We start from the raw sequence: 23,927 nt of genomic DNA, 5'->3' as shown, positions 1-23,927 counted from the left end.
GGCCGTTCGGCCGGGCTTTTTGTTTGGGGGGGGTAGACGGCGTTGAGAGTTGCGGACGGTTCACTTCACCGGCCGCTTCTCGAGCTTCCGTGCCAGCGTGCGCCGGTGCATGCCCAATCGCCGGGCCGCCTCCGAGATGTTGAAATCGGTCTCGATCAGGGTCTGGTGGATGCGCTCCCATTCCAGCGTCTTGATCGAGGTCGGCCGTGCGTCGAGGGCGACCTCGGCATTCCCGGCGGCCTTGGTGAATGCGGCTTCGATGTCGTCCGTGTTCGAGGGCTTTGCGAGATAGTGGCAGGCGCCGAGTTTGATCGCCTCCACGGCGGTCGAGATGCTGGCAAAGCCGGTCAGTACCACGATCAGCATTTCAGGGTCATGCGTGTGCAAGAGCTCGACGCAGGCAAGGCCCGAAGCGCCGCCGAGCTTGAGGTCGACCACGGCATGGCCGAAGGAGCGCTCGTCCAGAGCGGTGCGTACCTCCTCGATCGAGGCCGCCAGCACGACCTCGTAGCCGCGGCGCTCGAACGAGCGCTTCAGCGTGCGTGCAAAACCCGCGTCGTCCTCGACGACGATGAGCGAACGGTCAGGCGTCAAAATTCCCTCCGATCGCGAGCGTTGCGAGCGGCAGCGTGAGGCGGACGGTGGCGCCGCGCTTCCTGTGGTTCTCGGCGGTCACGGTGCCGCCCAGCTTGCGCACCACGTTCACCACCAGGAACAGGCCGAGCCCGCCGCCGGCGCGGCCCTTGCTCGATTGATAGGGCTTTCCGAGCTGCGCCAGCATCTCCGGCGCAAAGCCCGGGCCGCGGTCACTGATCGACAGCACGAGATTGTCGCCCTCGCGCTCGGCCACGAGCTCGACCCAGTCGCGCGAGACCTCATAGGCATTGTCGAGCACGTTGAAGATCACCTGTTTCAAAGCAACATCCGAGACGATGGCAACGTCTTCGCCAAAGGTATTGACGAAGTAGAGCGTCCGCGCCGAGCGTGCGTCGCGCCACTCGTCGACCAGGGCGGTGACGAACGCCGTCACCGTCGTCGGCGACGAGCCTTCGCCGCGCGCTTCGCCCGCCGAGACCAGGATGCCCGTCACGATCGACTTGCAGCGTTGCAGCGAGGTTTCCATCTCCGCGAGGTCCTCGGCGAGCTCCTGATCGGCGGCAAGATCCGGCATGCGGCGCCAATCGCTGAGGATGACGGAGAGCGAGGCCAGCGGCGTGCCGAGCTCATGGGCTGCACCGGAGGCGAGCAGGCCCATGCGGACGATGTGGTCCTGCTCGGCCGCATGCTGGCGGAGCGCGGCCAGATGCGCGTCGCGCTCGCGCAAATTCCTGTTGATGCGGGTGACGAACACGACCAGCAGCACGGCGTTGAGCACGAACCCAAGCAGCATGCCGGCGACCGTGAGCGTGTAAGTCTCGCTCAATGGGTTGGGCGGCAGCTCCAGCGGGCGATATGCCAGCGTCAGCCAGACAAAACTCGCGCATGTCAGCGCGACCAGCGACCAGGTCGAGCGGCCGTCGAGCAGCACCGCGCCGAGCGTCACCTGGAGCAGGAATAGCGAGGTGAAGGGATTGGTGGCACCGCCAGAGAGGTAGAGCTGCGCGGTCAGCGCGGCGACGTCCAGCATCAAGGCGACCAGCAGCTCGTTGTTGGTGATCGCGGCGCGATGGCGCACCCAGACCAGACTGGAGACGTTGAGCAGCACCAGAGCGCCGATCACTGCGCCCATCCGCTCCAGCGGCAGGGGAATGCCGAGCCCAAAATGCACGCCGCCGATGGTCACGATCTGGCCGATCACCGCGGTCCAGCGCAGCTGGATCAGCAGCGCCATGTTCTTGCGGTTGGTCTCATCGTCGGTCGGCGCGGCGCCGATCAGCTCGCTGCGCGCGTCCGCCTGCGATTGCAGCGTGACGGCCGGTCCATCATGCGCAAGTGTGTGGGAAAGCGTCTTCCCGTCGTCAGGTCGGCTCGACGATCGTTCCAGCATTTGATCCCGTCCTGCGGGTGGCGGCATCTGGACCGCCATCCGATTCGTGGACGAAGCGCTCGCGGCGGAACAGCCCGCCGCCGAACTGGACGAAAAGCCTGCCGGCCAGCATGAAAGCGAGGGCAAACCACGTCAGCGCGTAGATCAGGTGGTTATTGGGAAAGCGGACCACGGTCAATCCGCCGATCGGGCCGCCAGCGGATTGTGATCCGGCGTCGGCATCGACGAAAAACGGCGCGACGTCATGGAGGCCGCGGGCCGTCGCAATCGCTGCGACATCGCGCGAATACCAGCGGTTGTGCTGAGGCACGTTGTTCCGGAGGAAGCCGCCTTTCGGCTCCGAAATGCGGAGCAGGCCGGTGATCTCGACCTGGCCGTCCGGATTGCCGTCCAGGCGCGTCGATGCCTCACGCCGCTCCGATGGCACGAAGCCGCGGTTGATCAGGACTTGCGTGTCGTCGTCGCGCTGGAGCGGTGTCAGCACCCAAAAGCCCGGGCCCTCCTCGGTGACGGCCTGCACGAGGGTCTCGCGGTCGTGCAGGAAGCGGCCTTTGAGGCTGACATGCCTGTATTCGTCACTCGCGGCGTTGACCGCGGGCCATGAAGCGGACGAGGGGATCGGCTGGGCCGGGGCGTGGACGCGCTGCTCGACGCGGTCGATCAGCGCCAGCTTCCAGGCGCGGCGCTCGATCTGCCAGATTCCGAGCGCGATGAGAAGAACAAGGGCTGTCAGCGAGAGGACCGTGAGCCACAGGGAGGGACGTGCAGCCTTGCCGCGCGCCCCGCTTGCCATGTTTGTCACGGTCCCTAATTCGCTCAATTCATTCCACTCATCTGGTGCATCGGCATCATGTTGCTGTTGAGGTGGTTCATCACCCACAGCGAACCCGACAGCGCGATCACCACCATGACGATGGTGAAGATCAGCGCCATCATGCTCCAGCCGTTCTCCGACGTCGTGTTCATGTGCAGGAAGTATATCATGTGCACGACGATCTGCACGACGGCGAAGGCCATGATGACCAGCGCAGTGATCTGCTTGCTCGGCAGCGCCCCGCTCATCACCAGCCAGAACGGAATCGCGGTCAGCACGACCGAGAGCACGAAGCCGAGCATGTAGGTCGAGAACGTGCCGTGGGCGTGGCCGTCTTCGTGGTGATGATCGTCGGCGTGGGCGGCGTGGGTATCGGTGTTCATCGCAGAACTCCCAGGAGATAGACGAAGGTGAAGACGCCGATCCAGACCACGTCGAGGAAGTGCCAGAACATCGACAGGCACATCAGGCGGCGGCGATTGGCCTCGATCAGGCCGAACTTCTGGACTTGCACCATCAGCGTCACCAGCCAGATCAGGCCGCAGGAGACGTGCAGGCCGTGGGTGCCGACCAGGGTGAAGAAGGCGGAGAGGAAAGCGCTGCGCTGCGGCGTGGCGCCCTCATGGATCATGTGGGCGAATTCGGAGAGCTCGATACCGATGAAGGCGAGACCGAACAGGCCGGTGATCGCGAGCCAGACTTGCGTCTGCGCGACCTTGTTCTGCTGCATCGTCAGCATAGCAAAACCATACGTGATCGACGACAGCAGCAGCATCGAGGTGTTCACCGCCACCAGGGGCAGCTCGAACAGGTCCTTCGGCGCGGGGCCGGCGGCGTAATTGCCGCCGAGCACGCCGAAGGTGGCGAACAGGATCGCGAAGATGAGACAGTCGCTCATCAAGTAGATCCAGAAGCCGAGCGAGGTGCTGTAGCCTTCCGGATGCGGATGTTCGTCGGCGAGGTAGAAGACCGGCTCGCCGGATTGGGTGGGATGGACAGCGACAGTCATTTACTTGGCTCCGGCGAGCAGTTTGGTGCGCGCGTCCTCGGCCCGGATGACGTCGTCAGCCGAAATGTCGAAGTCGCGGTGATAGTTGAAGGTGTGGCCGATGCCGACGACGAGCAGCCCTGCGAAGCTCAATGCGGCCAGCCACCAGATGTACCAGATTAGGCCGAATCCCATCGCGGTCGCGAGGCCGGCCAGGATGATGCCGGTGCCGGTGCTGCTGGGCATGTGGATCGGCTTGAACCCGGTCAGCGGACGCTGGTAGCCGCGCTTCTTCATGTCCCACCAAGCGTCATTGTCGTGAACGACGGGGGTGAAGGCGAAGTTGTAGTCCGGCGGGGGCGAGGAGGTCGCCCATTCCAGCGTGCGCGCGTCCCAGGGATCGCCGGTGACGTCCTTGAGCTGCTCGCGCTTGAGGAAGGAGACCGCGAACTGCATCAGCATCGAGAGGATGCCGAGGAAGACGAGGAAAGCGCCGAACGCGGCGATGACGAACCAGATCTGCAGGCTCGGATCGTCGAACACGCGCAGCCGGCGGGTGACGCCCATCAGGCCGAGCACATAGAGCGGCATGAAGGCGAGGTAGAAGCCGGTGACCCAGAACCAGAACGACATCTTGCCCCAGAACGGATCGAGCTTGAAGCCGAACGCCTTCGGGAACCAGTAGTTGATGCCGGCGAACGCGCCGAACACCACGCCGCCGATGATGACGTTGTGGAAGTGCGCGATCAGGAACAGGCTGTTGTGCAGCACGAAGTCGGCCGGCGGCACCGCCAGCAGCACGCCGGTCATGCCGCCGATCACGAAGGTCAGCATGAACGCGATCGTCCACAGCATCGGCAGCTCGTAGCGGATACGGCCGCGATACATCGTGAACAGCCAGTTGAACATCTTCGCGCCCGTCGGGATCGAGATGATCATCGTGGTGATGCCGAAGAACGAGTTGACGCTGGCGCCCGAGCCCATCGTGAAGAAGTGATGCAGCCAGACCAGGTACGACAGGATGGTGATGACCACCGTGGCGTAGACCATCGAGGTGTAGCCGAACAACCGCTTGCCGGAGAAGGTCGAGGTCACCTCAGAGAAGATGCCGAACGCCGGGAGAACCAGGATGTAGACCTCGGGATGGCCCCAGATCCAGATCAGGTTCACGTACATCATCGGGCTGCCGCCGAAATCGTTCGTGAAGAAGTTGGTGCCGACGTAGCGGTCGAGCGTGAGCAGCGCGAGCACGACGGTCAGGACGGGGAAGGAGGCGACGATCAGGACGTTGGTGCAGAGCGAGGTCCAGGTGAACACCGGCATCTTCATCATGGTCATGCCGGGGCACCGCAGCTTGACGATGGTGCAGATCAGGTTGATGCCGGACAGCGTCGTTCCGACGCCGGCGACCTGCAAACCCCATATGTAATAGTCGACGCCGACGTCAGGACTGTAGCCGATGTTGGACAGCGGCGGATAGGCCAGCCAGCCGGTGCGGGCGAACTCGCCGATGAACAGCGAGGCCATCACCAGCACCGCGCCGCCGACCGTCATCCAGAAGCTGAAATTGTTCAGGAACGGAAACGACACGTCGCGCGCGCCGATCTGGAGCGGCACCACATAGTTCATCAAGCCGGTCACCAGCGGCATCGCCACGAAGAAGATCATGATCACGCCGTGGGCGGTGAAGACCTGGTCGTAGTGATGGGAGGGGAGGAAGCCCTCGGAACCGCCGAACGCCATCGCCTGTTGCGCACGCATCATGAGGGCGTCGGCGAAGCCGCGCAGCAGCATCACGATGCCGAGGATCATGTACATGACGCCGATGCGCTTGTGGTCCACGCTGGTGAACCATTCGCGCCAGAGATAACCCCAGAGGCGGAAATAGGTGATGCCGCCGAGCAACGCGGCACCGCCGAGCGCGACCACCACGAAGGTGCCGACGAGGATCGGCTCGTGCAGCGGCAGCGAATCGATGCCGAGACGGCCGAAGATGAGCTTGAGAAGATCAGGAGACATGCGGGGATCTCTTTAGGAATCTGACTTCGGACGCAGTCCGAGGAAGAAGGACGAGGACTTGAGCGGCGTGAAGCCCGGCCGCTTCAGGCCGGCGCCGAGCAGCGGCGCCGTGTCGACGGGAGCCGTGATCGACGCCGTAGTCTTGCCTTGCGGCGCATCGGGCGTGCAGGTGCCGGCCACGAAGCTCGGCTCCGGCCCGAGCGCCGTGCCGCGGCGGGCGTATTTGTCGTAGGCCAGCGGCAGCGTGTTGTTCAGGCCCTCATGGCCGTTGCCGCCCTTGGCGTCGATCGCCATCATCTCGCTCTGGCACATCTTGCCGGTCTCGACGCACATGTTGAGGATCAGGCGATAGAGATCGGCATCGACGGTGCCCCAGCGCCGCACCGGCTCGTTCTGGCTGGGCTTCTCGAGCTGGAGATATTCGGCGCGGCCGAGCGAGCCGCCGGCCGACTTGGCGCTGGCGACCCAGGCGTCGAAACCCTTGTCGTCGAGGCCCTGAAAGTTGAAGTGCATGCCGGAGAAGCCGGCACCGCTGTAATTGGCCGAGAAGCCCCTGTAGCTGCCGGCGTGGTTCACCACCGCGTGGAGCTTGGTCTCCATGCCCGGCATCGCGTAGATCTGGCCGGCGAGTGCGGGGATGTAGAACGAGTTCATCACCGAGGACGCGGTGATGCGGAAGTTGATCGGACGATCGACCGGAGCGGCGAGCTCGTTGACGGTGGCGATGCCGTAGTCCGGATAGATGAAGAGCCACTTCCAGTCGAGCGCGACGACGTCGACCTCGAGCGGAGCCTTGGACTGGTCCACGGCGCGGTCGGCATGGATGCGGCCGAGCGTGCGATAGGGGTCGAGCAGGTGCGTGCCCATCCAGGTCAGCGCGCCCAGGCAGACGATGATCAGCAGCGGTGCGGACCAGATCACCAGCTCGAGCGCGGTCGAGTGATCCCATTCCGGCTCGTAGCGAGCAGCCGTGTTGGACTGGCGATAGCGCCAGGCGAACAGCACCGTCAGCGCCATCACGGGGACGACGATCAGCAGCATCAGGACGGTGGAGATGATGACGAGGTCGCGCTGTTGCGCGGCGATATCGCCGGCTGGCGCCAGCACGACGTAGTCGCAGCCGCTGAGCGCGGCAGCCAGAGGTAGTAGCGCCAGGATCTTGAGACGAGACACGGGCCGAGCCTTTGAGAATGAGTTTCTTTTGCGGGGCCAACGGGTAGCTGCGGCGCAGCAATCCGGACATTGGACAATTTGTCCAATGTTGCAGTGCGGAATGTTGGGTCAGACAAAGCCGGATTGCCTGGCGCCCCGCCGGGCGGTCGGCTTTGGTTTTCAGGACGTTAAGGGCGCACGCATGGCGACGGCACAGACCCCCGCAATGGCAGATCTCCACTCGGGCGAGCACGGCCACGACCAGGCCAGTCCCGGCGAGATCGCCATCGGCGTCATCATCGGTCGTACCTCGGAATTCTTCGACTTCTTCGTCTTCGCGATCGCCTCGGTGATCGTGTTCCCGCGGCTGGTGTTCCCGTTCGCGAGTGAGCTAAACGGCACCTTTTATTCTTTCATGGTGTTCGCACTGGCCTTCATGGCCCGGCCGATCGGCACCGTGATTTTCATGACGGTCGACCGTGCCTACGGCAAGACCGCCAAGCTGATCTCGGCGCTGTTCCTGCTCGGCACCGCCACGGTCGCGCTCGCGTTCCTGCCCGGCTATCACGAGATCGGCGCCGCGGCGATCTGGCTGCTGGCGCTGGCGCGCATCGCGCAGGGTCTGGCCTGGGGCGGCGCCTGGGACGGCATGGCTTCGCTGCTGGCGCTGAATGCGCCGCCTTCCAAGCGGGGCTGGTACGCGATGGTGCCGCAGCTCGGGGCCCCGCTCGGGCTGATCGTGGCGAGCGCGCTGTTCGCCTATTTCGCCGGCAATCTCTCGGCCGACGATTTCTTCGACTGGGGCTGGCGCTATCCGTTCTTCGTCGCGTTCGCCATCAACGTGGTGGCGCTGTTCGCCCGCCTGCGCATGGTGACGACGGAGGAATATGCCTCGTTGTTCGAGACCCGCGAATTGCAGCCCGCGCGCATTTCCGAGACCGTCGCACGCGAAGGCCAGAACATCATGCTGGGCGCGTTCGCGCCGCTCGCGAGCTTCGCGCTGTTCCACATGGTCACGGTGTTTCCGCTGTCCTGGGTGTTCCTGTTCACCCGCGAAAGCCCGGTGCGCTTCCTGATCATCGAGATCGTCGCTGCCGTGTTCGGCGTCGGCGCAATCGTGGCCTCCGGCATCATCGCCGACCGGGTGGGGCGCAAATCGCTGCTGATGGGATCGGCGATCGCGATTGCGATCTACAGCGGCTTTGCCCCGCAGCTGCTCGACGCCGGCGCGTTCGGCGAGACCATCTACATGGTGATCGGCTTCATCCTGCTCGGCCTGTCCTTTGGCCAGTCCTCGGGCGCGATCGCCTCGAACTTCAAGCAGACCTATCGCTACACGGCGTCCGCGCTGACGTCGGACATGGCCTGGCTGTTCGGCGCCGGTTTCGCTCCGCTGGTCGCGCTGCTGCTCGCCACCAATCTCGGCGTCATCGCCTCGGGCGCGTATCTGCTGTCAGGCGCGTTCTGGACGCTGCTCGCGCTCTGGCTCAGCGGCCAGCGCGAGGCCGGCGACATGGACGCGGGGCGTTAGATCCAAACGGCGGAGTTTGCGGAGCGAGATCCCGGGTTCGCGCTAAGCGCGCCCCGGGATTGACGTGCTCTTAGCGCACGTCAATCCGCCACGATCTTCACGCGGTCACGCACCTTCACCTGCGCGGTGCGATCGAGGCCGTTCAGCACGCGAAAGCGCTCGGCGGGATGATCGACGCCGGCCATGCGGTGTGAGAGCGATTCCACGGTGTCGCCGGGCTGCACGGTGATGACCTTGATGCGCAGCGGACGGGCGGCCTGGATCTCGTCCAGCGTCAGGCGGCGGAATGAATTGACGGTCTCGCGCGCGTTGCGCTCGCTCTCGGTCGACTTCTGCCGGGTCGCGAAGATGAACCGGTAGACGTCGCTGCCGAAGCGCAGCGCGTAGACCTTGAACTGCCACTGGTCGCCCCTGGCGGCGGCGGAGGCAGCCGGAAAGCCGTTGATGGTGATGTCTTCGGTGGACGCCTTCTCGACGCCCTCCATCCAGCCGGAGTTGAGGTAGTCGCCGAGCGACTGCTCGGCCGGGACGCGCACCACGTCGAAACGCATCGCCTGTGCGCCGCCCTCGCGTACGCCGATCACGGCCTGGGCGGTGTTGTCGAGCGTGAAATTGTCCGGCGCCTGAAAGGTGAAGCCCAGCTTCGGATGCAGGAAGCGGCGGCCGCGGACGAAACCTTCGCTGGGGTCTTCGCCGTAGACGAGGTTGTCGATCGCCGCGAGATAGGTCTCGCGGTCGCGCTCGGCGCCTTCAGGCGCAGTATATTGCCGCGCAATGGTCTGCGCGTTCTGCACGCGCTCCGGGGTCGCCGGATGCGACGAGGTGAAATCCTGCGCGCGCGGATCGAGCGAGTTCTTGCCCGCTTTCAGCTCGGCATTGCGCTCCATCGCCGAGAGGAAGCGTGCCGCACCATAGGGATCGAAATGCGCCTTGGCGGAAATGCCGACGCCGATGCCGTCGGCCTCGAGCTCCTGCTTGCGCGAAAAGCTCGCCATGGTGAGCTTGGTCTTGGCCAGCGCCAGCGCGGTGATATCCGGATCGTTGCTCATGTCGGTAACGACACGGGTGACGATCGCGGCCTGGCGCGCCTGGTCCTCGCGCATCGCGGCGTGCTTGGACAGCACATGCGCCATCTCGTGGCTGAGCACGGACGACAATTCCGAGGTGTCGCTGGCGAGCGCGAGAAGTCCGCGCGTGACATAGAGCTGGCCGTTCGGCAGCGCGAAGGCGTTCACCGCGCCGGAATTGAGGATGGTGACCTTGTAGCCCTGGTCGGGACGATCCGAGGCGGCGACCAACCGGTCGACGGTCTTGCTGACGAGGGATTCGAGCCTGGGATCGTCATAGGTGCCGCCATAGCTTGCCAGGATCCGCTCGTGCTCCTTCTCGGTGGCCGGGGTTTGGGCTACGGCCGGCTTCGGCTTCGGCATCGCGACGGTGGCGGGGACGGCGGCGGTCTGGAACCGGGCCATGTCGCCGCAGCCCGCGAGCGACGTGCCCAGCACGAGGCATAGCGCGGCCGGCGCCGCCCGCAGGCGGCGGCGTTGGTTCCGTACGTGCCGTTCTAGCACCCCATTCACGTCGTTTAACCCGTGCCTGGCCCCTCTTTAGGGCCTTACCCCTGTCGGTTCGTTTGCACCCAGCAACTCGACCTGCCCCACGAACCGCACATCGATCCGCGGCCCCACACTTCCCTCGACCCAGCCCCGGACTCGAACACGTTTATTTTCCAAGGACTTAAGGGTGATGCCGGCGCTTTCGAACGCCGGTAGGGTGCGCTTTGAAATAGTCACGGCAAAGCCACGTGTCCAGTTCCGTCCGAAGTTGAGGTAGGTCGTTGCCCCAGCTTGCCGGACCGACAGGACTTTACCCTCGACCACCACAAAACGCCCGATCCCCGCCAAAATATCGTCCGGACTTTCCGCGTTTTTTATGGCCGACGGGTCAGCCCAGCTGCCAATTTTTTGGCGCCGTGCTGCGGCCTCCGACGCCATCAGGAGAGCCGCGCAGTCCTTGTCGCTGATCTCGGCGGAGACCATGGCGTCGCCCTGGGCGAGCAGCATGGCCTGCACCGGGGTGTCGCTCTCGCCGATGAAGACCATCGCGCCCTGCCGGCCGTAGCGGTCGGGTGTGTCGTCGGTGCCCCGGAGTGTGATGTCGCGGCTCGCGAGCCGCGAGGCCAGCGCCTGCTTCGTCGCCGCCGTGGGCTCGATGCCGGTGAGGCGGATTTCGCGGCCGTCATCGAGACGGACACTGCGGGCATCGACGATCGCGACGACGCGGCCCTCGCCTTGCGATTCGAACTGGCACGGCGTCGCGAGCGCGGTGTGGTTCGCGAGGAGAAGGAAAGCGACGATAAGATGAAGCAGTCGTGCCACGTGACCCGGAGAGGTTGCGTTGTGCTTCGATCATAACTCAAACGATGCCAACGACGAAGGGGCCTTCGAATGTGGAGCGCTGTTGCCTCACACGCTGGCAATGACGCGGAAACATCTTGCGTCATTCCACCATTCCGCTTTGCGGAAAACATGCGCGGCATTCCCTGCGCGCATCGCGCCGCGCGCTTGCTGCCCTCTTGCGCATGCGGCATGATTGCGGCAACAGCAATTGCCATCAACTATAACCAAGAGCAATAACCAAGCCGCCATCAGAGTACGGCGCGATAAGGGAGATCTTTTTCCATGAAGCAAATTTTGTCGGGCATTTTTGCCGCCGCGTTCGCCCTCAGTGCGAGCGCCGTGCAGGCCCAGGACAAGCCACCTCTCAAGATCGGCGGCATCCTCGACATGTCGAGCCTCTATGCCGACATCACCGGTCCCGGCAGCGAGACCGCGGCCAAGATGGCGGTGGAGGATTTCGGCGGCGAGGTGCTGGGGCGCAAGATCCAGGTGCTGGCGGCCGACCATCAGAACAAGGCCGATCTCTCCGCCAACATCGCCCGCGACATGCTCGACAACCAGGGTGTCGAGATGATCTACGACGTCGCGGCTTCCGCAACCGCGCTTGCCGCCGGCGAGATCGCAAAGGCGCGCAACAAGATCATCATGTTCAACGGTCCGGGCTCGATCCGTCTCACCAACGAAGCCTGCGGTCCCTACACCATCCATTACGTGTTCGACACCTACGGACAGGCCAACGTGACCGGCCTTGCAGCGGTGAAAACCGGCCTCGACAGCTGGTTCTTCCTCACCGCCGACTACGCCTTCGGCCAGGATCTGGAGAAGGACACCAGCGCGGTCGTCACTAAGACCGGCGGCAAGGTGCTCGGCAGCGTGCGTCATCCGCTCAACACCTCGGATTTCTCGTCGTTCCTGCTTCAGGCCCAGGCCTCCAAGGCCAAGGTCATCGGCCTTGCCAACGCTGGCGGCGACACCGTCAACGCCATCAAGCAGGCGGCCGAGTTCGGCATCACCAAGGGCGGCCAGAAGGTCTCGCCGCTGCTGGCCTTCGTGTCGGACATCGACTCGATCGGGCTGGAGACTGCGCAGGGCCTGCTGCTGGCCGAGGCGTTCTACTGGGACCTCAACGACGACACGCGCGCGTTCTCGAAGCGCTTCATGGAGCGAACCAAGCGGGTGCCGACCTCGGCGCAGGCCGGCGTCTATTCCTCCGTCACGCATTACCTGAAGGCGGTGAAGGCAGCCGGCACAACCGACGCCGCCGCCGTGATGAAGGTGATGAAGGAAACGCCGATCAACGACTTCTTTGCAAAGGGTGGCAAGATCCGCGAGGACGGCCGCATGATCCACGATATGTATCTGTTCGAGGTGAAGAAGCCGTCGGAATCCAAGGGACGGTGGGACGATTACAAGCTGCTGGCCACCGTGCCCGGCAGCGAAGCGTTCCAGCCGCTGGAGCAGTCGCGCTGTCCGCTCGTGAAGAAATGAGGGCGTGAGTCGTTGCGACGACGCGCGCGCCTCACGACAGATCGTCATCCCGGGGCTCCCGTAGCTCTCGCTACGCGGCGCGCCCCGGAATGACCGAGCAAAACAACAACAAGGGAGACGCCCCATGAACGACATGGTTCTGCAAAAGCTCGAAGGCGGCCTGCTCACCATCACTATGAATCGCCCGGAGCGGAAGAACGCGCTCAACCCCGAGATGGTGGCCGGGCTGGTCGAGGCGGCGCGGCGGGCGGCCGACGATCCGGAGGTGCGCGCGGTGCTGTTCAAGGGGGCCGGCGGCTCGTTCTGTGTCGGCGGCGACGTCAAGTCGATGGCGGCAGGCCGTGCGCCGCTGCCGTTCGAGGTGAAAATGGCGAACCTGCGCCGCGGCATGGAGGTCTCGCGCATCCTGCACCAGATGCCGAAACCCGTCGTGGCGCAGCTCGACGGCGCCGCGGCCGGCGCCGGTCTTTCGATGGCGCTGTCCTGCGATCTGCGCATCGCCTCCGAATCCTGCAAGATCACCACCGCTTTCGCCAAGGTCGGCTTCTCCGGCGACTACGGCGGCACCTACTTCTTGACCCAGTTGCTGGGCAGCGCGCGGGCGCGCGAGCTCTATCTGATGTCGCCGGTGCTGACGGCGAAGGAGGCGCACGCGATCGGCATGGTGACCAAGGTCGTGCCCGACGCGGAGATCGAGACTGCGGCCCGTGAACTCGCGCTGTCGCTGGCGCAGGGCCCGTCGATCGCGCTCGGCTTCATCAAGCGCAACATCAACAACGCCGAGCATCTGCCGCTGGAGGATTGCTTCGACGGCGAGGCGATCCACCACACCCGCTGCAGCGATACCGAGGACCATAAGGAGGCCGCCAAGGCCTTCGTGGAGAAGCGCAAGCCGAGCTTCAAGGGCGCATGACCATGGCGCCCTATCTGCGGTTGCGGCAGATCTGCCTGGTCGCGCCGCACCTCGCGCCCGTCATCTCCGACATCGCGGAGATCATGGGCCTCGCCGTCTGCTATCGTGACGGCAACGTCGCGAAATACGGTCTGGAGAACGCGCTGCTGCCGGTCGACACGATCTTGCTGGAGGTGGTCGCGCCCTTCCAGGACGGTACCACGGCCGGCCGCTTCATCGAAAAGACCGGCGGCCATGGCGGCTATATGGCGATCTTCTGCTGCAACGATCCCGACGAGCGCGGGCGCACCGCCAACGCGCTTGGCGTGCGCACCGCCAATGTCATCGACCACGTGCCCTATCACGGCGTGCAGCTCCACCCCCGCGACTGCCGCGCCGCCTTCATCGAGTTCAACCACACCGCAGGCAGCGACGATATTTTGGGGCCGTACCCGCCGGCCGGGCCGGACTGGCAGAAATTCATCCGCAAGGACGTGACGCAGGCGCTGACGGTGGTGGAGATGCAGAGCCCGGATCCGCAGGGGCTGGCGCAGCATTGGGGCAAGATCATCGGTGTCGAGCCTGTAGGCACCGAACTAAAATTGCCCAATGCGACCTTCCGCTTCGTCAACGGTGCCAGCGAGATCATGAGCGCGCTGGAGTTTCGCGTAGCCGACGTCGCGCGCGTGCTGGCTACTGCGAAGGCGCGAGGGGTTGCGGTGGAAGGCAACGCGTTTGCACTGGGCGGCGTAACGTTTCGCCTGAGCTGAGTGAGCGAAGAGTAGGGTGGGCAAAGCATAGCGTGCCCACGCTCTTTTCACTGGAGGCACGATGGTGGGCACGGCGCTCGCGCGCCTTTGCCCACCCTACGGCATTCTGGCCTTATCGCCCCTTGAAGTTCGCGGTGCGCCGTTCTTCCGTCGCCTTCACGCCTTCCTTGAAATCTTCCGTCGCGCGCAGCCGGGTCTGCTCGCCCAGCTCGTGGTTGGTCGCGGCCATGACGCGGTCGGCCAATCCCGCGCGCATCGTGGCGCGGGTCGAGAGCAGGCCGAGCGGCGAGCATTCGGCGATCTCGCCGGCGAGCTTCATCGCGGCGGCCTTGACCTGGTCCTGCGGCACCAGCTCGTTGGCGAGACCCCATTTGTACGCCTCTTCGCCGGTGACGCGGCGGCTGGTGTAGAACATCAGCTCGGCGTTGTTCTTGCCGATCAGCTCGGGCAGCGTCGTCGTCAGGCCGAAGCCGGGATGGAAGCCGAGCTTGGTGAAGTTGGCGGAGAAGCGCGCTTCGGGGCAGGTGACGCGGAAGTCTGCCGACACCGCAAGGCCGAGCCCACCGCCGATGGCTGCGCCCTGCACGGCGGCGACGATCGGCTTCTTGGCGCGGAAGATGCGCACGGCCTGGATGTAGAGATGGTTGATCGGGCCGAGATTGTCGGCGGGGTCACCCTTCTTCTCGGCCTCACGCGCTTCCTGCGCCTGCCGCGCCGGATCGCCAAAGTTTGCGCCGGCACAGAAAGCCTTGCCTTGCGCCGACAGAACCGAGGCGCGGATCTCGATGTCGCGGTCGAATTCGTCGAGCGCATCCGCGATCTGGTTGATCAGCGAAATGTCGAAGAAGTTCAGCGGCGGGCGGCGGATCTCGATGGTGCCGACATGTCCGACCCTCTCGACGCCGATGTCTTTATAGGTGCTCATGGTGATCCTCGATTAAATTAGCGCAGGCCAGGCCGCGCGACTAGCGCAAACCAAGTCCGCGGGCGATGATGCCGCGCAGCACTTCGGTGGTGCCGCCCTGGATGGTGAGTTTCGGCGCGGTCTTGATGGCGAAGTCGAGCTGCCGCTCCAGCGTCTCGCGGTTGGTCGCGGTCTCCTCGACGAAGGCGGCGAGATCCCGCACGCGATGCGGCAGCTGCTGCTCCCAGACCGTGCCGATGTCCTTGACGATCGACGCTTCCACCACCGGCTCCTTGCCGGCCTGCAGCATGCCGGCAACAGAGACCGACATGCGCCGCATGGTATGGAGCTGAGCCACGAGACGGCCGATGCCTTCGGCGCTGCGCGTATCTGGATTGGGGCCGACAGCGCGGACCAGCTCGGTCAGCACGTAATAAGTCTCGAGGAAGCGCTCGGGGCCCGAACGCTCATAGGCGAGCTCGCTGGTTGCCTGCTTCCAGGCGCCATCGACTTCGCCGAGCACGTGATCGTCGGGGACGAAGAAGTCGGTGAAGACGACTTCGTTGAACTCGTATTGGCCGGTGATCTGGCCGATCGGGTTCACCTGGATACCCGGCTGCTTCATCTTGACCAGGAACTGCGTCAGACCGTGACGACGATTTTCCTTGGTCGGCTGTGACGTGCGGAAGATCGCGATCATGTAGTCGGCGATATGCGCCGACGAGGTCCAGATCTTGGTGCCGTTGATCAGATAGCCGCCGTCGGTCTTGGTCGCACGCGTCTTCGCCGCGAACAGGTCGGAGCCGGAATTCGGCTCGCTCATGCCGATAGCGAAGCAGATCTCGCCGCGGCAAATGCGCGGCAGGATGTCCATCTTGATATGTTCAGGCGCGTATTTGATCAGCACCGGCCCGCTCTGGCGGTCGGCGACGAAGAAGCGCCGCGTCGGCGCGTTGGCGACGCGCATCTCCTCGGTCACCACGTAGCGTTCGAGGAAGGAGCGCTCCTGGCCACCATATTTCTTCGGCCAGGTCATCCCCAGCCAGCCCTTGGCGCCGACGCGGCGGGAAAATTCCGGTGCGTCGGTGTCTTCGCGGTTGGGCTTGTGCGGGTCGAAAGTGCCGGCGGCGATCTCTTCGGCCAGGAACGCGCGCACTTCCTTGCGCAATTGCTCGCACTTCTCGGGCAGGCGGATCGGGTCGAAACGGAGGGCAGCGGTCATGTGTTTCTCTCCCTGATCAGCGCGAAGCCACGAGCGGCCACAATTCGTCGGCGCCACGGTTTGCGACCAGCTTGCCGAGCTCGACGGCCCAGTGGCTTTCCGAACCGAAATCGTCGCGCCAGGCCAGCGCTCGCAACGAATAGCGGTGAAGGATGTGCTCGAGGGTGAAGCCGATCGCGCCGTGCACCTGATGGGCGATGGCGCCGCCTTTTTCCGCCGCTTCCGCGCAACGAATTTTTGCCGAGGCCGCTTCGAGATAGACCTCGTCGTTGAACGATGTTGCATTGGCGATAGCGTCGGCAGCTGAGGTCGCGGCCGCAAGGGCCGCGGCGGATTCGCCGGCGAGACGGGCGAGATTGTGCTGCACGGCCTGGAATTTCGAGATCTTCTTCTCGAAGGCGACGCGCTCGTTGGAATAGCGCACGGAGATGTCGAGCATGGACTCCAGCGCGCCCGCGATCTGCAGGCTGCGCGCAACGCCGCCCATCAGCATCATCGTGGTCTGGTCAAACGCCTTCGGCGCGGATTTGCGAGTGACGGGCTGGACCTTGTCGAGCGTCACGGTGTCGCTGTGGTCGTAGCCGACATTGAGCCCGGACTCGATCCGGACCTTGCCGGCATCGACCAGGGCGATCGAGACGCCCTCCTTGCCGTGCGCCAGCACCGCAAAATGCTTCGCCGCCTTGGCATAGGGTACGCCGCGGGCGCGGCCGGAGAGCGAACCGTCGGCATCGAGGGTGATGCGGTCCTTCGGCGACGCCGGCAGCACCGTCATTTCGCCCTCGGGCGATGCGATCTTCGCCTGCGCCAGCAGCCAGCCGGCCAGCATGGTCTCGGCGAGCGGAACCGCGACCGCGAAACGGCCGGCGGCGTTCAGCAGGGTAAAGCCGTCGGCAAGGCTCGCGCCGGAGCCGCCGAGATCATCGGGTACCCAGGACAATGGCAGGCCGGCTTCGCTCAGCGCCCGCCACAGCGGCGCCTGCCAGGCATTCTTCTTGTCGTTGTTGATGGTTTGCGGATCGGCGAGATCGGCGAAGATCTTCTCCGCGGTCTCGACGACGATATTGTCACTCTCCGCCACAGCGTTCCCCGTGTTTTGCCGTTGGCGCGTCCCGCTTGGTGAGCGAACCGCGCAGGTCTTCTTGCGCCCGATGATCCGAAAAAGCCATGGCCCTGACAAGCGTTGATCGCAGGTCAACCTGCGGCTCCGGCATGGGCTGGGATCAATAGGAGGCTAATTCCGCTTAGCGGAGTTTGCTCGATTTGCAGGGCGCGGCAAACTCGCTAAACAAGGCCAGCAATCTAAGGCTTGCATCAGAACCAGGGGAAGGAAATCCGGATGGCCAAAGATAGTCTGTGCGCAATCGTGACGGGGTCTGCATCCGGCCTTGGCGCGGCAACCGCGGAAATTCTCGCGCGCAGCGGGGCGCGGCTCGTCATCAACTATTCGTCGAGCCAGAAGGAGGCTGAGGCGACCGCGGAGGTTTGCCGCAAGGCGGGCTCTCCGGAAGTTCTGGTCGCGCAGGGTGACGTTTCGAAGGATGAGGATTGCCGCAAGATCGTTGCGGCAGCCAGCGGCTGGGGCCGGCTTGACATCCTCGTCAACAATGCCGGCACCACCAAGCATGTTGCTCACGCCGACCTCGACGGGTTGTCGGCGGAAGACTTCCAGCGCCTGTATGGAGTCAACACCATCGGCCCGTTCCAGATGGTGCGCGCCGCGCGCAGCCTGCTCGAGGCCGGTGCGAAGGCTGCGGGGCGCCCCTCCGCGGTGGTCAACGTGTCCTCGGTCGCCGGCATCAGCGGTGTCGGTTCGTCGATCGCCTACGCCGCGAGCAAGGGCGCGCTCAACACCATGACGCTGTCGCTGTCGCGTGCGCTGGCGCCGCTGATCCGCGTCAACACGGTATGCCCTGGCTATATCGACACGCCCTGGTTCACCAAGGGTCGCGGCGAGGCCGGCGCCAAGCAGGTGCGCGACAGCGTGGTGGCGAAGGTGCCGCTCAAGGTCGCCTCGACCGCCGAGGACATCGCGCAGCTGGTTTGCTTCCTGGCGATGCCGGCCTCCAGCAACATGACCGGCGAAGTCGTGCGCATGGATGCGGGGATGCATTTGATTACGTGAGGGGGCTCGGCAAGTCTCTCTCCGCGTCATGGCCGGGCATAGCCGTCCGAAGGACGGCGTCGCTTCCGCTCCGCCTATGCCCCGGCCATCCACGTGTCGTCGCGCAGATCGAAAGACGTGGATGCCCGGGTCAAGCCCGGGCATGACGACGTGGGGGGCGGCGTGCCACCTTCAGCGGGACAGTGGCTACCCCTTGATCACGCCGCTCGCCACCAGGCGGTGCCAGATGAACAGCACCACCACCGCGCCGATCGTGGCCATGATGAAGCCGGCGCCCTGGTCGGGGCTGTAATGGCCGATGGCCTGGCCGATGAAGGTGGCGAGAAACGCGCCAGCGATGCCGAGGATGGTGGTGAGGATGAAGCCGCTCGGGTTATTCGGCCCCGGCGCGAGCCAGCGCGCGATGAGGCCGGCGATAAAGCCGACGACGATGATCCACAACAGGCCGCCCATGCTCATGAGTGTGCTCCCCTTCCCGAAAGCGCGTCGATCAAGGTCCGATCAAAGTTTGCCCGAGAGCTCGTGCTCGGTCGGCAGCCGTCCGTCCGGCGTCAGATGATCGATCACCTGCGGCAGATATTGGCTGAGGCCGCTGAGCAACTCGTCGCGCGACAGGCCGCTCTGGGCGGACAGGCTTTCGATCTGGTCGGCGCCGAGTGCGTTGGCGAGATCGCCGGGTGCGATCGGCTTGTTCTGGCCCTTGCCGACCCAGGAATTCGCGGTGTCGCCCTGGCCGCCCTGCTGGAGCTGGTTGAGGAGATCGCCGAGCCCGCCGCTCAGCACGGTGCCGGCCGCGCCGCCCGCGAGCAGGCCGCCGAGCCCGCCTTTGAGCAGGCCTCCGAGACCGCCCAGACCGCCGCTGTCCGCGTTCACCGGCGGAGGGGCAGGCGTCGGCGACGGCTGCGGCGCCGTACCGGACTGGTTTGCAGTCATGTGCTTGAACGCCTTCCAGGCAAGCAGCCCGAGCAGCGCCATGGTCATCGGCGACATGCCACCGGAGGATTTCTCGGAACTCGGCGTAGCGGGGCCGCGCGGGCCGTTCTGCATGCCGTTGAGGACGTCGAGTAGACCCATGGTGCTCTCCTTTGGCGTCTCGTTCGGCGAGCGCTCGCCGCTGACTGCCCCCGGGCCAAAAACATATGGGGCTCTCATGACCGTTACAAGTCGGATGCGACGCGATTGGTTGCCGGCTTCGCCTCTGCTATCGAAGGCGGTCGTTCAGGGAGCAAGGCGAGGTGATGACGGATCGACCGATCGTGGTAGCCGGCGCGGGCGCCATCGGCTGCTTCGTCGGAGGCCAACTGGCCGCCTCGGGCCGCCGTGTCGCGCTGCTGGTGCGGCCGCGGCTCAAGACCGAGATCGAGCGGTTCGGCCTGCGGCTCACCGGCTTCGACGGTTCCGAGAAAAAGCTGGGCGCGGGCCAGCTCGCGCTGTCGGAGGATCCCGCGATCTTCCACAGCGCCGGCATCGTGCTGGTCACGGTGAAGAGCGCCGACACCGCCAATGTCGCGGACCAGATCGCGCAGCACGCGCCTGAGGATGCCGTCATCGTCTCGCTCCAGAACGGCATCGGCAATGTCGCGGTGCTGCGCGAGCGCCTCGGCAGCCGCCGCGTGCTCGCCGGCATGGTGCCGTTCAACGTGATCGCGATGGGCGAGGGCCGTTTCCACCGCTCGACCTCCGGCGACATCCATGTCGGAGAGGATGCGGGGAACACGGCCGCGGCGCTCTCGGTGGCCGGTCTCAGGGTGCGCGCGAGCGGTGACATCACCGGCGTGCAATGGGGCAAGCTGATCATCAATCTCAACAACGCGCTCAGCGCATTGTCCGACTTGCCGCTTGCCGCGCAACTGGCAAACCGCGACTGGCGCAGGCTGTTCGCCGATCAGATGGCCGAGGGGCTGGCCGCGCTGAAGGCCGCCGGCATCGCGCCGGTCTCGGCGACGCCGATTCCGATGAACTGGACGCCGACGCTGCTGCGGCTGCCCGACGTGATCTTCAACGCGATCCTGGGGCGGACCATGAAGATCGATCCCGAGGCGCGCTCCTCGATGTGGCAGGATTTGAAACAGGGCCGCAGGACCGAGATCGACTATCTGCAGGGAGCGGTCATCGCGCTCGCCGAAAAAAACCATGTCGACGTGCCGCTGATGCGCCGCATTGTTGCGCTGATCAGGGAAGCTGAAGCCGCCGGCAACGGTCCGCCGCGGCTGACGCCGCAGCAGATCCGCGGCATGGCCTAGGGACGATGGAGCATGCCATGAGGTATTGTCTAGGGATTGGGCTCGCGCTCGCCGCGCTCTGCGGCGCCTCGACGCTGGCCTATGCGAGGCCGCCGACGGTGATGAACTCGCCCGGCTACGATAGGCGATTGCAGGAGAGCCGGTCGCAGTTGGGGAGTTCGCCGACTGTCGCCGAGCCAGTGACGGCGCCGGTGGTCAAACCGAAGCGCAGCAAGAAGAAGCAAGGCAATTGAGTTTCTAGGGGGGCAAAGCGAAAGCGTGCCCACCATCTTTCTCTGTCTTGCCAGCGTCGTGGGCACGGTGCGCGGAGCGCGCGCCTTTGCTCACCCTACAAGCGAGTGCTAGAAATTCAGCCCTTCTTCGCCGGCTTGCTCGCGGGCGGATTGAACAGCTTCTTCAGATCGTTCAGGCTTTCCGACAGGCGCGGCCATTCGCAGGAGAACGAGCCCTTGGCGCAGGGCGCGCCTTTTCGCTGGCCGACGGTCTGCTGGACTTTCGGCCGCTCGACCGGGACAGGCACGCGCGCGACCTCGGTTCGTAGCGCGACCTGCTGGAGCTGCCGCGCCTGCAGTTCCTGCTGCTCGCGCTGCTGACGGGCGGCAGCCTCGGCCGCTTCGTTGTTGCGGCGCTCTTTGGCGAGATAGGCGGTATAGGCTGTGTCGATCTTTTTCTGCTCCTCCGGCGTCGGATTGGGGCCGGCGATGTCGAAGGTGCGATCCTGCAGGAAATCGTAATAGGAGTAGCCGCCCCCCGGCTTGCGGCGACCGGCGAACTTGGCGTTGCAATCGGCGAGCGCGGATGTCTTCTCGGCCTTGGTCGCGGCCTTCTCGGCGGCGTCGGCGCATTCCTCGAAGTCGACCGGCGCGCGTTTCCACCATTGCGCCTGGGCATGCGGCATCGCCAGCAGGAGTAATCCTGCTGCGGTGACGGGAAGCAGCGCCGCACGAGGCCATGCAATCACGGGAGACATTCTACGAGAGCATTCCTTGCAAAACTCAACCCAAACTGAGTCGAGTCGGATTTTTGCCCCTTTATCGCCGGCTTGTCACCCATGGAACTTGGGAATTTCATGGCTGCAATGCTGACATTTTGCGCTTGACGTGGCGCAGGAGTCACAGCGTCGCTCCGGCTGGATGCTACACTTCGCCTTGCGAGCGCCTCACTCCCGAGGCGACGCCAAGAAGACGAAATGGAAACGCCTGATGTTGCTGCCCCTGTCCGACGTGCCGCGCTGGTACGCTGAACGCAAACCGCAAGGCACGATCGCAATCCGCCATGGGCAGGACACGCTGACATGGGACCAGCTCGAGCGCGGTGCCAACCGGCGGGCGCGGGCGTTCGCGGCCAAGGGCGTCAGGCCCGGCGATTTCGTTGCGATCGGACTGCCCAACGGCAATGCGTTCTTCGAGACTTCGTTTGCGGTGTGGAAGTGCGGGGCGACGCCGACCTCGCTGTCATGGCGGCTGCCGCGCGGCGAGGCCGCTGCCGTGCTCGACATTCTCAAGCCCGCGCTGGTGGTCGGCGGCGAGGCCGATTGGAACGCGCCGAATGGTCTGCCGGCGGATTTCGTACCGGAAGGATTTTCGGATGAGGCGCTCGCTCCGCCGGTGGCGCGCTACTGGAAGGCTATGACCTCCGGCGGCTCGACCGGCCGGCCGAAAGTGATCCTCGATCATCAGCCGGCCGTGACCGACACGGTCGCCGCGCCGCCGCTGAATATTCCCTTCGGGGTTTCGCTGCTCAACCCGGGGCCGCTCTATCACAATGCGCCGTTCATCGTGTCGCATTACGCGCTGTTCACCGGCGGCAAGCTCACCGGTCTTACCAAGTTCGACGCCGAGGAGACGTTGTGGCAGATCGAACGCGAGCACGTGCAATGGATCAATTTCGTGCCGACCATGATGCACCGGATCTGGGCGCTGCCGGAGCAGGTGCGCAACGCCTATGATCTGTCGAGCCTGCAGACCGTGTTTCACATGGCCGCGCCCATGCCGCCTTGGCTGAAGGAGAACTGGATCGCCTGGCTCGGCCCGGAGCGGATCTGGGAGCTCTATGGCGGCACCGAGCGGCAGGGCGCCTGCATCATCTCGGGCACGGACTGGCTGACGCACAAGGGCTCGGTCGGCAAGATCGGCGACATGGCGAAGCTGCGCATCATCGGCGAGGATGGCAGCGACGTCGCGCCCGGCGAGACCGGCGAGATCTATTTCCTCAACAATGACGGCAGGGACGCCACCTATCACTATCTCGGCGCCGAGCCGAAGCGGCGCAGCGACGGCTGGGAATCGCTCGGCGATATCGGCCGGCTGGATGCCGAAGGCTATCTCTATCTCGGCGATCGCCTCGCCGACATGGTGCTGCGCGGCGGCGCCAACATCTATCCGGCCGAGGTCGAGGCTGCGGTCTCCGAGTGTCCGGGCGTGCGCTCCTGCGTGGTGGTCGGGTTGCCCGATCCGGAGCTCGGCCAGCGCGTGCACGCCATCATCGAGCCGGAGCCGGACAGCGATGGCCAGGCGATCGCCGACGGCATGGCGGAGTTCCTGAAGGACAGGCTCAGCCGCTACAAGCACCCTGAAAGCTTCGAGTTCGTCGGCGCGCCGCCGCGCGATGATTCCGGAAAAGTCCGCCGCACCCTGTTGCGCGACGAGCGCGCAGCGTGGATGAAGGAGGGGCGCGCCTTCCGGATATGGCCGGCGAAGGCGCGGGCGCACGCTGAATAAGAAAAACACGGAAGGGTTCTGGGACATGACGATCACCATTGCAGCGAACAGCGTGCCGAAGCCGCCGGCCGGGATCATCGAGGGCTTTCGCGGTGCGCCGACCTCGGTCATTTCAGACAATCTCGCCCGCCTCCCCGGCGCAGTCGGGCTGAAGCCTTATCACCGCGGGGCCAAGCTGGTGGGCACGGCCTTCACGGTGCGCACCCGCCGAGGCGACAATCTCGCCATCCACCGGGCGCTCGAACTGGTCGGCCCCGGCGACGTCATCGTGGTCGACGGCGGTGGTGACGAAACCCGCGCGCTGGTCGGCGAGATCATGAAGAACATCGCGCAATGGCGCAAAGCCGAAGGTTACGTCATCGACGGCGCGATCCGCGATGTCGCGGCGTTCGCGGCCGACGATTTTCCCTGCTACGCCCGTGCCGTGATCCACCGCGGTCCCTACAAGAACGGTCCCGGCGAGATCAACGTGCCCGTCACGATCGGCGGCAGCGTGATCTCGCCCGGCGACATCGTCGTCGGCGACGAGGATGGCGTGGTGTCGTTTCCCGCCGCGGGCGCGGCTGCGCTGCTGGAGGCAGTCCGTGCCCAGGTCGCGCGCGAGGAGGAGACGCTGAAGGCGATCCGCGAGGGCCGCTATCAGGGCTCGTATGGAAAATCCTGATCAGGCGAG

Annotated in this window: 24 protein-coding genes; 9 read left to right on the top strand and 15 right to left on the bottom strand. The window is 65.1% G+C overall.

Annotated elements, in window-relative coordinates; genetic code table 11:
- Positions 1–60 precede the first annotated feature (60 nt).
- Genes IVB24_RS00380 through cyoA form a run of 7 tightly spaced genes read right to left on the bottom strand, consistent with a single transcriptional unit; the run spans position 61 to position 6,981 of the window.
- A complete protein-coding gene (locus IVB24_RS00380) occupies positions 61–594 on the bottom strand; it encodes a response regulator transcription factor (protein WP_140482221.1) in 534 nt (177 codons plus the stop codon).
- Positions 584–1,987, bottom strand: coding sequence for an ATP-binding protein (locus IVB24_RS00375; RefSeq protein ID WP_162308320.1), 1,404 nt, complete (start codon positions 1,985–1,987; stop codon positions 584–586). Before IVB24_RS00375 ends, IVB24_RS00380 begins: the two co-directional genes overlap by 11 nt.
- Complete coding sequence (locus IVB24_RS00370) at positions 1,959–2,807, bottom strand: SURF1 family protein (RefSeq protein WP_247771703.1); 849 nt, start codon at positions 2,805–2,807, stop codon at positions 1,959–1,961. The genes IVB24_RS00375 and IVB24_RS00370 overlap by 29 nt, the downstream gene beginning before the upstream one ends.
- A complete protein-coding gene (gene cyoD / locus IVB24_RS00365) occupies positions 2,804–3,184 on the bottom strand; it encodes a cytochrome o ubiquinol oxidase subunit IV (protein ID WP_094973445.1) in 381 nt (126 codons plus the stop codon). Before cyoD ends, IVB24_RS00370 begins: the two co-directional genes overlap by 4 nt.
- Positions 3,181–3,810 carry a cytochrome o ubiquinol oxidase subunit III gene (cyoC, locus tag IVB24_RS00360; RefSeq protein WP_094973444.1) on the bottom strand — a complete coding sequence of 210 codons (630 nt, stop codon included), beginning with the start codon at positions 3,808–3,810 and terminating at the stop codon, positions 3,181–3,183. Before cyoC ends, cyoD begins: the two co-directional genes overlap by 4 nt.
- Positions 3,811–5,808: a cytochrome o ubiquinol oxidase subunit I gene (gene cyoB / locus IVB24_RS00355; protein ID WP_247771702.1), complete on the bottom strand. Its 1,998-nt coding sequence runs from the start codon at positions 5,806–5,808 to the stop codon at positions 3,811–3,813.
- 12 nt (positions 5,809–5,820) lie between these two features.
- Positions 5,821–6,981 carry a ubiquinol oxidase subunit II gene (cyoA, locus tag IVB24_RS00350; RefSeq protein WP_094973442.1) on the bottom strand — a complete coding sequence of 387 codons (1,161 nt, stop codon included), beginning with the start codon at positions 6,979–6,981 and terminating at the stop codon, positions 5,821–5,823.
- 181 nt (positions 6,982–7,162) lie between these two features.
- On the opposite strand from cyoA, the gene IVB24_RS00345 reads away from it, so the two are divergent.
- Positions 7,163–8,491, top strand: a complete 1,329-nt coding sequence (locus tag IVB24_RS00345) for an MFS transporter (RefSeq protein WP_094973441.1) — start codon at positions 7,163–7,165, stop codon at positions 8,489–8,491.
- 80 nt (positions 8,492–8,571) lie between these two features.
- Here IVB24_RS00345 and IVB24_RS00340 read toward each other — a convergent pair whose 3' ends face one another.
- Together IVB24_RS00340 and IVB24_RS00335 are read right to left on the bottom strand one after the other, a co-directional pair.
- The gene (locus IVB24_RS00340; RefSeq protein WP_247774259.1) at positions 8,572–9,963 is read right to left on the bottom strand and encodes a M48 family metalloprotease; all 1,392 of its coding nucleotides are present in this window, start codon (positions 9,961–9,963) and stop codon (positions 8,572–8,574) included.
- A 135-nt stretch (positions 9,964–10,098) separates the two neighbouring features.
- On the bottom strand, positions 10,099–10,860 hold the full coding sequence (locus IVB24_RS00335) for a thermonuclease family protein (RefSeq protein ID WP_346771387.1): 762 nt from the start codon (positions 10,858–10,860) through the stop codon (positions 10,099–10,101).
- Positions 10,861–11,172: 312 nt separating this feature from the next.
- Here IVB24_RS00335 and IVB24_RS00330 point away from each other — a divergent pair, with 312 nt between their 5' ends.
- The 3 genes from IVB24_RS00330 to IVB24_RS00320 all read left to right on the top strand — a co-directional run bounded on the left by IVB24_RS00330 (position 11,173) and on the right by IVB24_RS00320 (position 14,040).
- On the top strand, positions 11,173–12,378 hold the full coding sequence (locus IVB24_RS00330; protein ID WP_094973440.1) for an ABC transporter substrate-binding protein: 1,206 nt from the start codon (positions 11,173–11,175) through the stop codon (positions 12,376–12,378).
- A gap of 124 nt (positions 12,379–12,502) precedes the next feature.
- Positions 12,503–13,291, top strand: a complete 789-nt coding sequence (locus IVB24_RS00325) for an enoyl-CoA hydratase (protein WP_247771700.1) — start codon at positions 12,503–12,505, stop codon at positions 13,289–13,291.
- 2 nt (positions 13,292–13,293) lie between these two features.
- The gene (locus IVB24_RS00320) at positions 13,294–14,040 is read left to right on the top strand and encodes a hypothetical protein (RefSeq protein ID WP_247774258.1); all 747 of its coding nucleotides are present in this window, start codon (positions 13,294–13,296) and stop codon (positions 14,038–14,040) included.
- A 112-nt stretch (positions 14,041–14,152) separates the two neighbouring features.
- Here the strand turns inward: IVB24_RS00320 and IVB24_RS00315 are convergent, their stop codons facing one another.
- Genes IVB24_RS00315 through IVB24_RS00305 form a run of 3 tightly spaced genes read right to left on the bottom strand, consistent with a single transcriptional unit; the run spans position 14,153 to position 17,247 of the window.
- Entirely contained in the window at positions 14,153–14,965 is an 813-nt protein-coding gene (locus tag IVB24_RS00315; RefSeq protein WP_094973437.1) for an enoyl-CoA hydratase/isomerase family protein, read from the bottom strand.
- Positions 14,966–15,005: 40 nt separating this feature from the next.
- Positions 15,006–16,166, bottom strand: coding sequence for an acyl-CoA dehydrogenase family protein (locus IVB24_RS00310; RefSeq protein WP_008133127.1), 1,161 nt, complete (start codon positions 16,164–16,166; stop codon positions 15,006–15,008).
- Positions 16,167–16,182: 16 nt separating this feature from the next.
- Entirely contained in the window at positions 16,183–17,247 is a 1,065-nt protein-coding gene (locus tag IVB24_RS00305) for an acyl-CoA dehydrogenase family protein (protein WP_247771699.1), read from the bottom strand.
- A gap of 258 nt (positions 17,248–17,505) precedes the next feature.
- On the opposite strand from IVB24_RS00305, the gene IVB24_RS00300 reads away from it, so the two are divergent.
- Positions 17,506–18,291, top strand: a complete 786-nt coding sequence (locus IVB24_RS00300; RefSeq protein ID WP_247771698.1) for an SDR family oxidoreductase — start codon at positions 17,506–17,508, stop codon at positions 18,289–18,291.
- 186 nt (positions 18,292–18,477) lie between these two features.
- Here the strand turns inward: IVB24_RS00300 and IVB24_RS00295 are convergent, their stop codons facing one another.
- Together IVB24_RS00295 and IVB24_RS00290 are read right to left on the bottom strand one after the other, a co-directional pair.
- A complete protein-coding gene (locus IVB24_RS00295) occupies positions 18,478–18,750 on the bottom strand; it encodes a GlsB/YeaQ/YmgE family stress response membrane protein (RefSeq protein WP_080586664.1) in 273 nt (90 codons plus the stop codon).
- 42 nt (positions 18,751–18,792) lie between these two features.
- The gene (locus IVB24_RS00290; RefSeq protein ID WP_247771697.1) at positions 18,793–19,365 is read right to left on the bottom strand and encodes a YidB family protein; all 573 of its coding nucleotides are present in this window, start codon (positions 19,363–19,365) and stop codon (positions 18,793–18,795) included.
- A gap of 161 nt (positions 19,366–19,526) precedes the next feature.
- Between IVB24_RS00290 and IVB24_RS00285 the strand changes: the two genes are divergently transcribed.
- On the top strand, positions 19,527–20,534 hold the full coding sequence (locus IVB24_RS00285; protein ID WP_247771696.1) for a 2-dehydropantoate 2-reductase: 1,008 nt from the start codon (positions 19,527–19,529) through the stop codon (positions 20,532–20,534).
- 17 nt (positions 20,535–20,551) lie between these two features.
- Positions 20,552–20,767, top strand: coding sequence for a hypothetical protein (locus tag IVB24_RS00280; protein ID WP_166467407.1), 216 nt, complete (start codon positions 20,552–20,554; stop codon positions 20,765–20,767).
- A 116-nt stretch (positions 20,768–20,883) separates the two neighbouring features.
- On the opposite strand, the gene IVB24_RS00275 is transcribed toward IVB24_RS00280, so the two are convergent.
- Entirely contained in the window at positions 20,884–21,504 is a 621-nt protein-coding gene (locus tag IVB24_RS00275; RefSeq protein ID WP_247771695.1) for a hypothetical protein, read from the bottom strand.
- Positions 21,505–21,736: 232 nt separating this feature from the next.
- Between IVB24_RS00275 and IVB24_RS00270 the strand changes: the two genes are divergently transcribed.
- Complete coding sequence (locus IVB24_RS00270; RefSeq protein WP_247771694.1) at positions 21,737–23,254, top strand: AMP-binding protein; 1,518 nt, start codon at positions 21,737–21,739, stop codon at positions 23,252–23,254.
- 25 nt (positions 23,255–23,279) lie between these two features.
- Complete coding sequence (locus IVB24_RS00265; protein ID WP_247771693.1) at positions 23,280–23,918, top strand: RraA family protein; 639 nt, start codon at positions 23,280–23,282, stop codon at positions 23,916–23,918.
- Positions 23,919–23,927: the final 9 nt, after the last annotated feature.

It is taken from the genome of Bradyrhizobium sp. 192, from assembly GCF_023100965.1.
In the GTDB taxonomy this organism is placed as follows: domain Bacteria; phylum Pseudomonadota; class Alphaproteobacteria; order Rhizobiales; family Xanthobacteraceae; genus Bradyrhizobium; species Bradyrhizobium symbiodeficiens.
This window is presented reverse-complemented; position numbering and strand designations above follow the sequence as displayed.